Genomic DNA, 7,870 nt, shown 5'->3' with positions numbered 1-7,870 from the left:
CGGCGGGCTCGGGCCGGGTGTCGGTGTCGGATCCGCGCCGGGTACGGCCCGACGGGGGGAAACGGTTCGCCGCGGTGGTCCCGGTGGCGGTGACGGGCTCCGGAGTGCCGCCGCGCGTCTCGGCGCCCGCGTCGGGTTCCACGGTGCCGCCGGGGGGACGGACTTCGGCGCCCGAGGCGGACCGGGTGCCGGAACCCGTGCCGAGGGCGCCGAGCCCGGCCAGTGTGCCGGGAGCCGACCCGCGTCGCGTGAGGCCGGCGGGAGCGCGTCGGGCCGCGGGGACCGAGCCGGGCCGGCCGGTGTCGGTGCCGGGGGGCCGCTCCAGGGTCCGGCCCCGGGCGCGCTGGACGGTGGCGGTCGCCGCCTGGTTGCCGGCGCTGGCCTGGAGCCCGAGCAGGGCCCGCTCCGCCGAGGTCCCGGATCCGGACGAACTCCCGCCCCGCCCTTCCTCGCGACGCTGCCTGGCCGCCGCCAGGGTGGCCGCGGAAGGCCGTTCGGAGGAGCCGTGGACAGGGGCGCTCATGGACATACCTCTCCTGCTGCCGGACCGGGCGAGGCGAAGGTAGCCAGGCACGGCGAACAGCAGGGGTGCGCCGGGGAAACACTCCCCGCACGCGTGCGGAACGCGCCACGTCCTGCCTCCCGGGCGCGGAAGGCGCGAGTGCCGTACCGCCCGTCGGCACCGCCCCGCCGCGGCGCGGACTCAGCGCGCCGCGTGCGACGGCGGCCACTCCCGCCTGAGCAGCCCGTACACCCACGAGTCGGACACCTCGCCGTTCACGACGCAGTCCTCCCGCAGCGTCCCCTCCCGTACGAACCCGACCTTCTCCAGGATCCGCGCGGAGGCCGCGTTGCGCGTGTCGGCCTCTGCCTGCACCCGGTTCAGGTCCAGCGTGTCGAACGCCCACCCCAGCAGGGCGCGCGCGGCCTCCGTGCCGTAGCCGTGCCCCCACATCGGCTCGTCGAGGCAGTAACCCAGCGACGCGCTGCGGCAGACCGGGTTCCACTCGGACAGGCCGCACCAGCCGACGAAGGCCCCGTCGGACACCCGGTCGATGGCCACCCGGGCGCCGCTGCCCTCGTCCTCCAGCCTCCGGCACGTCGCGAGGAACCGCTCGGCGCGGGCCCGTTCGGTCCACGGAGGGGAGTCCCAGTAGCGCATCACGGAGGTGTTTCCGTGCAGGGCGAAGAGAGGACCCGCGTCGGCGTCGGTGAAGGGCCGCAGCCGCAGCCGGTCGGTCCGCAGTACAGGAGTGGCCAGCGTCATGGGCCACATCCTGCGTCCGGACGGGCGGGCACGACACCGAATTTCCAGGGCGGGGCTACCTCCGGGGTAATCGCCGCTCTTTCCCGCACCGGGCAGTATCCGGGTCACGCAGGGCCCAACGGGAGGGAATCCGGATGTACTTCGAGAGCCACGACGGCACCCGCATCGCCTACGAGGACTACGGCCGGGGCGAGCCGATCGTCTTCGTCGCCGGTGCGGTGCTCCCCGCCGACATGTGGGAGTACCAGATCCCGCACTTCACCGACCGCGGCTACCGCTGCGTCGCCCTCGACCGCCGCGGTCACGGCCGTTCCGACCGCCCGTGCGACGGGTACGGCATCGACTCCACCGCCGACGACCTGGCGGCGCTCCTCGCGCACCTGGACCTGACCGGTGTCACGCTCGTCGGCCACTCGATGGGCGGCGCGGAGATCGCCCGCTGCCTCGCCCGGCACGGCGAAGGCCGGGTCGCCCGGGCCGCGTTCCTCTCCTCGACCCTGCCGTTCCTGAAGCAGACCGAGGACAATCCGCAGGGCATGCCGCAGGCGGCCTTCGACCGACTGCGCGCGGCGGTCCGCGCCGACCGGCCGAAGTGGCTGGCCCGCCAGACCCAGCTCTACTTCACCACCCACCTCGGCAGCGACGTCTCACCCGAGCAGATGGACGTCACCTACCGCCAGTGCCTGTCGACGGCGCCGTGGGCGTTGCTGAAGGCGCAGGAAGCCTGCTTCCACGCCGACAACCGCGCGGACCTGCGGGGCATCGGCGTCCCGACCCTGGTCGTGCACGGCGACGCGGACTTCTCCGCCCCGGTGGAACGCACCGGCTGGCGCACCGCCGAGCTGCTGCGGGAGGTCACCTACCTCGAGTACCCGGCCGCCGGGCACGGGATCTACGTCAGCCACGCGCGGCGGTTCAACGCGGACCTGCTGACGTTCCTGGCGGGCTGAGGCGCGGTCACGACGCCGGTACCCGCTCCCGGGTCCACGACAGCAGCTCCTCGGAATCCAGCCTCGGGGTCCAGGCGTCGGCCTGCCCGCCGTCGCTGCCCTTCGGCAGGGGCCCCACCCCCAGCACCCGCAGGCCCGCGCGCGACGCCGACTCGATGCCGGTGAGGGAGTCCTCGACGGCGAGAGCGGCCGCGGGCGCGACGCCGCACAGCTCGGCGGCCGTGCTGTAGACGTCGGGCCACGGTTTGGGCCGTACGGTGCGCTCCGGCCCGTCGGCTTCCGGCACCGGCCGTGGTCCACCGGAGTCCCCGGGCTCCACGGTGGGCACGACGACGTGGCGGAAGTACCGTCGGAGTCCGGCGCGCAGAAGGCTCTCGTCCACGACCTCCCTCGGGCAGTTGCTGGCGACGGCCAGGGGAAGCCGGCGCGAGCACAGGCGGACGAAGTCGGAGGCGCCCGGCATGGTCAGCGGGTCCTCCGCGACGAGCGACAGGAAGTGCCCGAGCAGGGCCTCGGCGAGCTCGGAGGCCAGGTCGGGCTTGTTCGTCTCCTGCGCCATCAGGCGGCCGCAGTCGACGTAGTGCACTCCTTTGGCCCGCTCGGCGAAGCCCGGCGGGGGCAGGAGTCCGAAGTCACGGAAGGCCCGCGTGCGAGCGTCCTGCCAGTGGCGTTCGGTGTCCATCAGGGTGCCGTCGCAGTCGAAGACGATGGCCTCGGGCGACCAGTCCGACAGCGTGCGTGAGATCGGCGTCACGGTGTCCTCCTCCGCATTTTGGGGCATCAGCCGCAAAAGGAAAACATTGCGACGGCTACGTTATTTCTGTCTCCAAATGCAGGGCAATCATCATTTCGAGTGCCTGGACCGGCTGATGTGCGTGAGGTATGTGCTGCTGGAGCGCAAGGCTGTCCCTTTCGCCTGGTTGCCCGTCAGATAGGGTGCGTGGCAAGCGACTTGGGGGAGAAATGAAGGCGCATGTCACCGGCCGGCCGGCGAGGGCCGCGGGGAGCGGACGACCGGGAGAGTTCCCTTGCAGGGGCACGCGTCACTCGAAAGCGTGCACCATCGAAAGAAATGCGTAGGAACCGCGTACGGTTGACGCCTGATTGCTCCGGGCGTACGCGGGCGCATTAGATTTTCCCTCACTCATTTCACGACGAGCGGAAAGTATGGAATCTTGCAGGAACGGGCCAGAGCAACCCGCAGATCACTTCTGGAGGCGGCCGCCTGCCTCTTCGCCGAGAACGGTTACGCGGGGACCAGCGTCAACGACATAAGCAACCGCTCCGGACGAACCAGCGGGTCCGTGTACTTCCACTACACCAGCAAAGAGGGCATCGCCCTCGCCGTCGTCCAGGACGGCTTCGCCACCTGGCCCGGCCTCGCCACCTGCTACGTCGACCGCACCGTGCCGCCACTGGAGCGCCTGGTCGTCCTGAGCCACGAGATCGCCCGCGCCCTCGCCGAGGACTCCGTGACCCGCGCGGGCGCCCGTCTCTGGGCGGAGCGCGACACCATCAACGCCCGCCTCCCGGACCCCTTCGTGCTCTGGACGACGGCCGTGACCCGCCTGCTGGCCCAGGCCCGGCACAGCGGTCACCTCGCCGCCCACGTCCGCCCCGCCGCCACGGCCCGGACGCTGGTCCGCGCGTTCTTCGGCTTCTGCACGCTCACCGAGGCGCTGGACGGCCGTGAGGCACTCCGGGGCCGCATCTCCGACTGGTGGGAACTGACCCTGCCGGCCATCCTCTCGGACCCGCACCCGATGACGTTCACGGCGCCGACGCGGGTCGGGGGCGACCGCGGCGGTTGGACAGCCCGGGACGAACGGCCCCGGCGCGAACACCCCGAGAGCGACCCCGCACCTGGGCCCGACGGCTCCCTCCCCGGCCACTCCTTCGTATGAACGCGGCTCCTCCCTTGCTCGCCGCGACATGCCCCGCCGACGAAGGGACCGCCGCCATCCTGCGCGGCGTGAACGTTTCCCCGGTCGCCGGGTGACGTGAGCGCCGCCGGAAACGGGAGATCCGGCGCGCCCGCCCCGTCGCTACGATCTGCGCCTCCGCAGGCCGAGGCACCCGTGTCTGCCGCGATGCAGGCTCATGACCTGCTGTCATGCCGTTGATGCAGCGGCGTTGACGCAGCAGCGTCGATGCAGCGTCGCGCAGTGACGTGGACGCCCCGCCTGTCCGTACGACGACAGGGAGACAGGCGAGCCATGACGCACGAGCGGGAGAGCCCGCACCCGGAACAGCCGGGGGCGGAGCTGGCGGCGCTGCTCCGGCGTTGGTGGGAGGGGACGGGCGGTGCCTTCGACGGCAGGCGTCCCACACAGCAGGCCCTGGCCGCACGCCTCGGCATCGACCAGACGACACTGTCGCGCTACCTGAACCCGAAACACACCTCGACGGCGCCCCCGGGGATCGTGGAGGCCCTCCACGCCCATCTGCGGGCACCGGCATCGGAACTGGACCGGGCCAGGTCGCTGAGCAGGGCCGCCCTGGAGTGGAACAGCAGGCAGCGCGCGGTCTGCCCCGGCCCCGCCGACAGGACCACCTCCGGCAGCACGGGCCCCGACGGCGCCTCCGCCGCGGGCGTCTCCACCCGCCCCGCCGGCCGCGGCCCCCGGTTCCGCCGTGCCCGTCCCTTCCTTGCCCTCGCGGTCACGGCCGCCGTGTCCTTCGCCGCGGGCCTGTACGCCGACGGGGGGCTCGTCCCGGCCGGTCAGGCGGGCACCGGGAGCGGGCAACGCGGCGCGGAGGGCGCGGGTGCGTCGGCCCGGACGGACCAGGCGGACCGGGCGGACCGGACGGACCGGGCATCGGAGGAATGGCCGCTGCTGTACATGGACAAGAACGCGGTGGACAGGTACGCGTGGGGCCGCGCGCTGCAGTACCTGCTGAAAGAGCACGGCTACGACGTGCGGGCCGACGGCCGGTTCGAGGAGACGACCCACGAAGCGGTCATGGACTTCCAGGAGAAGCACCAGCTCCAGGCCGACGGCAAGGTGGGCAACCACACCTGGCCGGAACTGCTGGAACAGGTCGCGCCCGGTGACACGGGCCCGGCCGTACGCGCCGTACAGGACCTCCTGAACAACGTCGGCCTGGGAGCCACGGCGGTCTCGGGACACTTCACGGCGGCGACTGCCGAGGACCTGAAGCTGTTCCAGCGCACCCATGGCCTGCCGGTGACGGGAAGGACGGACCGGGCGACCTGGCTCGCCCTGCTCGTCAACCAGCGCCCACCCGTCGGCTCACCCGACTACCAGCGCCCCGAGAACCGTTCGCCCGTGCCGCCCACGTGACGCACCGGGCCCGGCCCGGCACCGCATACCCGCAGGCCGGAGCCCACATCCCGCGTGCTGCATGGGCATGCACGGATGCACATGGAAGAGCCTCGCGCATCGTGCTCGCCGTCCGGTTCCGCCGGACATGCTGAGGGGGCGACCGGCGCTCCCGGACCCGCCGTCCAGCCGCACCGGCGGGACGGCCCGGAACGGGAGAAACGCGCCGTTCCGTCCCGGCCGGGTTCCCGGCGACTCTCTCTCCTCGAAGGGGTACCTCCATGTCCGCAGTCCGCAAGACCGTCACGTCCGCCCTCTCCGCCGTCCTGCTCGCCGGCGGGCTCGCCCTCGGTGTCGCCGCACCGGCGAACGCCGCCGCCTGCCCGTCGTCCGCCGCCCCCAAGATCGACGGCGCGGAGGCGAGTTGGACGCTGCGGTGCTCGGGCGGCAAGGTCACGGTGTCCGGCTGGGTCGAGGACACCCGCACGGACGGCAAGTGCGCCGTGGTCCGCATCGTGGGCGGCAACGGCCAGACCAAGCGCGCCGAGGCCTGCAACTCCGGCGTGCGCAAGCAGTTCTCCCACTCCTTCGCCGGCACGAACAAGGCCGAGGCACGGCTGGCCCTGGCCTGACGACTCCGTACGGCTGGGCGGGGGGACGGGCCGTGTGGTCCGTCCCCCCGCCCCCGTGCTGCGGATGTCGGTCATACTCCGACAGCGGCCGGCACAGCGGGAACATCCGACAGGGACTCGAGGACATCCGCGGCACCCGCGGCTCGCAGTTCCTTGGCCGAAGCCCGGCCCGCGGCCACCGCGACGACCCGAACCCCGGCTTCCCGCCCGCCCACGGCATCGGCCGGAGTATCACCGAAGAACACCGCTGCGGAGCCCTGAACACCCGCCCGGGCCAGCGCTGTACGGAGCAGCTCGGGACGGCCTTCACCGTCCTCGCCGTACGCTCCCCCGGTCGGCATCAGGGCCGCACGGGAGCGGCGCACCGTCCTCATGTGCGTCCGCCTCCAGGCGTGACCCCGCGACAGGGCCTATGGCCACCGGTACGGGGCGGACGGGCCGTGGGGGCGCGGACGCCTACAGGTCTGAGTCGGGCGCAGGCTTCTCCCGCCGCGGTGACACCACCACGGGAACCGGCCCTGCGGCCCGAGGGCAATGGATCACGGTCAGTCCCGACCGACGGTGCCCGTAAAGGCACGCCAGGCGACGACGCCCACGGATGTCACGAGGGCGCCGCCCGTCTTCGTGTCGCGCACGAGTATCCGATCACCCGCGGCGGCGCACTCGACGCATTCGCCCCCCGCGCCGTTGCTGTAGGACGACCTGACCCACGTGAGGGACGGTCCGCTCCCGCCGAGGCCGTCGAGGTCGGTGTTCATCGTGTCGACTCCTTCATCACGGTGGTGAGCAACTCCATGGTGCGCCGCGGGCTCAGGGCCGCCGCTCGCAGTTCGTCGAAGGCCCTGTTGTACTCCCGGATGTGAGGTTCCCCCTCCAGGTACATGGCATCGGTGATTCCGTCCCGGTAGACGATGTCCGGGTCCTCCGGGTCCGGGAAACCGAGCACGGTGAACGGGCCCGTGGTCGGGCAGGTGCCGGCGTCGAACGGGAGTACCTGGAGCGTCACGCTCGGGCGCTGGACCGCGTCCAACACGTGTTCCAGTTGGGCGCGCATGACTTCGCGGTCCCCTATGACCCTGCGCACCGCTCCTTCGCTCACGACGAACCAGCAGTCGGGGGCATCGGGCGCGCTGAGCATCGACTGCCGTTCCAGGCGAACCCGCACCGCGCGGTCGATGTCCTCCGGCGGCATGTAGGAGCCACACGTGTGGAGTTCACGTGCGTACGGCTCCGTCTGCAGGAGGCCGGGCAGCACCTCGCACTGGTACTGGCGCAGCGTGGAGGCGTCCTGTTCGAGGCCGATGTAGATGGAGAACCATTCGGGCACGCCCGAGCCGTGCGCCTGCCACCAACTGCGGGTCTTTGCCTGTCGGGCCAACGACTTGAGGAACTCGCGCAGTTCCTCGCTGGTCTCGTAGAAGCGGCACAGGACGTCCACGTCGGACGGCTGGACCCTCCCACTGCCGGTCTCCATCCGGTTGACCTTGGACCCGCTCCAGTCCAGGGCCGCTCCCACTTGCGCGCAGGTCAGCGCATTCTTCTCCCGAAGCTTCTTCAATTCGATGGAGAGGCGACGGCGACGTGCCGTCGGCGATCCGGCCATGTCGGCCCCCTTCGTCCGAACAGCGTCCAGTCTCTGTGCCAAGGGCTCCGGAGGACAATCACCCGATGGTGCGAATCTCGCCGTGCACATTGCACGGCGAGATGTGTGCCGGCCATGCTGGCGAGCACGACGAC

General features: G+C 72.0%; 9 protein-coding genes and 1 pseudogene. 4 read left to right on the top strand and 6 right to left on the bottom strand.

Features of this window, described 5'->3' with window-relative positions; genetic code table 11:
• Together Sdi02f_RS36575 and Sdi02f_RS25030 are read right to left on the bottom strand one after the other, a co-directional pair.
• Positions 1-523: pseudogene (locus Sdi02f_RS36575) on the bottom strand (hypothetical protein); the annotation flags it as partial.
• A gap of 180 nt (positions 524-703) precedes the next feature.
• Positions 704-1,267, bottom strand: coding sequence for a GNAT family N-acetyltransferase (locus Sdi02f_RS25030; RefSeq protein WP_030400149.1), 564 nt, complete (start codon positions 1,265-1,267; stop codon positions 704-706).
• A 134-nt stretch (positions 1,268-1,401) separates the two neighbouring features.
• Between Sdi02f_RS25030 and Sdi02f_RS25025 the strand changes: the two genes are divergently transcribed.
• A complete protein-coding gene (locus Sdi02f_RS25025) occupies positions 1,402-2,217 on the top strand; it encodes an alpha/beta fold hydrolase (protein ID WP_108934046.1) in 816 nt (271 codons plus the stop codon).
• A 7-nt stretch (positions 2,218-2,224) separates the two neighbouring features.
• Here the strand turns inward: Sdi02f_RS25025 and Sdi02f_RS25020 are convergent, their stop codons facing one another.
• Positions 2,225-2,971: an HAD family hydrolase gene (locus Sdi02f_RS25020; RefSeq protein WP_031084253.1), complete on the bottom strand. Its 747-nt coding sequence runs from the start codon at positions 2,969-2,971 to the stop codon at positions 2,225-2,227.
• Positions 2,972-3,392: 421 nt separating this feature from the next.
• Here Sdi02f_RS25020 and Sdi02f_RS25015 point away from each other — a divergent pair, with 421 nt between their 5' ends.
• From Sdi02f_RS25015 to Sdi02f_RS25005, 3 genes are all read left to right on the top strand, one after another.
• Positions 3,393-4,121: a ScbR family autoregulator-binding transcription factor gene (locus Sdi02f_RS25015; RefSeq protein ID WP_108934045.1), complete on the top strand. Its 729-nt coding sequence runs from the start codon at positions 3,393-3,395 to the stop codon at positions 4,119-4,121.
• Between the two features lie 312 nt (positions 4,122-4,433).
• Positions 4,434-5,522 carry a peptidoglycan-binding protein gene (locus tag Sdi02f_RS25010; RefSeq protein ID WP_108934044.1) on the top strand — a complete coding sequence of 363 codons (1,089 nt, stop codon included), beginning with the start codon at positions 4,434-4,436 and terminating at the stop codon, positions 5,520-5,522.
• A 260-nt stretch (positions 5,523-5,782) separates the two neighbouring features.
• A complete protein-coding gene (locus Sdi02f_RS25005) occupies positions 5,783-6,133 on the top strand; it encodes a hypothetical protein (RefSeq protein ID WP_030400144.1) in 351 nt (116 codons plus the stop codon).
• 71 nt (positions 6,134-6,204) lie between these two features.
• On the opposite strand, the gene Sdi02f_RS25000 is transcribed toward Sdi02f_RS25005, so the two are convergent.
• The 3 genes from Sdi02f_RS25000 to Sdi02f_RS24990 all read right to left on the bottom strand — a co-directional run bounded on the left by Sdi02f_RS25000 (position 6,205) and on the right by Sdi02f_RS24990 (position 7,736).
• Positions 6,205-6,474, bottom strand: a complete 270-nt coding sequence (locus tag Sdi02f_RS25000) for an HAD hydrolase-like protein (protein WP_234334104.1) — start codon at positions 6,472-6,474, stop codon at positions 6,205-6,207.
• Between the two features lie 204 nt (positions 6,475-6,678).
• A complete protein-coding gene (locus Sdi02f_RS24995) occupies positions 6,679-6,891 on the bottom strand; it encodes a DUF397 domain-containing protein (RefSeq protein ID WP_031084247.1) in 213 nt (70 codons plus the stop codon).
• Positions 6,888-7,736: a helix-turn-helix domain-containing protein gene (locus Sdi02f_RS24990; RefSeq protein ID WP_108934043.1), complete on the bottom strand. Its 849-nt coding sequence runs from the start codon at positions 7,734-7,736 to the stop codon at positions 6,888-6,890. The genes Sdi02f_RS24995 and Sdi02f_RS24990 overlap by 4 nt, the downstream gene beginning before the upstream one ends.
• Positions 7,737-7,870 lie beyond the last annotated feature (134 nt).

The sequence above is a fragment of the Streptomyces ardesiacus genome, assembly GCF_003112575.1.
Classification (GTDB): domain Bacteria; phylum Actinomycetota; class Actinomycetes; order Streptomycetales; family Streptomycetaceae; genus Streptomyces; species Streptomyces ardesiacus.
Note: the sequence above shows the minus strand (reverse complement) of the source record. Positions and strands in the feature narration are given on the sequence as shown.

What these genes read in the sequence shown, in the direction of transcription:
- Sdi02f_RS25030 (WP_030400149.1), bottom strand. Translation starts at nt 1,267, where the DNA reads ATGACGCTGGCCACTCCTGTACTGCGGACCGACCGGCTGCGGCTGCGG.
- Sdi02f_RS25025 (WP_108934046.1), top strand. Translation starts at nt 1,402, where the DNA reads ATGTACTTCGAGAGCCACGACGGCACCCGCATCGCCTACGAGGACTAC.
- Sdi02f_RS25010 (WP_108934044.1), top strand. Translation starts at nt 4,434, where the DNA reads ATGACGCACGAGCGGGAGAGCCCGCACCCGGAACAGCCGGGGGCGGAG.
- Sdi02f_RS25005 (WP_030400144.1), top strand. Translation starts at nt 5,783, where the DNA reads ATGTCCGCAGTCCGCAAGACCGTCACGTCCGCCCTCTCCGCCGTCCTG.
- Sdi02f_RS25000 (WP_234334104.1), bottom strand. Translation starts at nt 6,474, where the DNA reads ATGCCGACCGGGGGAGCGTACGGCGAGGACGGTGAAGGCCGTCCCGAG.
- Sdi02f_RS24995 (WP_031084247.1), bottom strand. Translation starts at nt 6,891, where the DNA reads ATGAACACCGACCTCGACGGCCTCGGCGGGAGCGGACCGTCCCTCACG.
- Sdi02f_RS24990 (WP_108934043.1), bottom strand. Translation starts at nt 7,736, where the DNA reads ATGGCCGGATCGCCGACGGCACGTCGCCGTCGCCTCTCCATCGAATTG.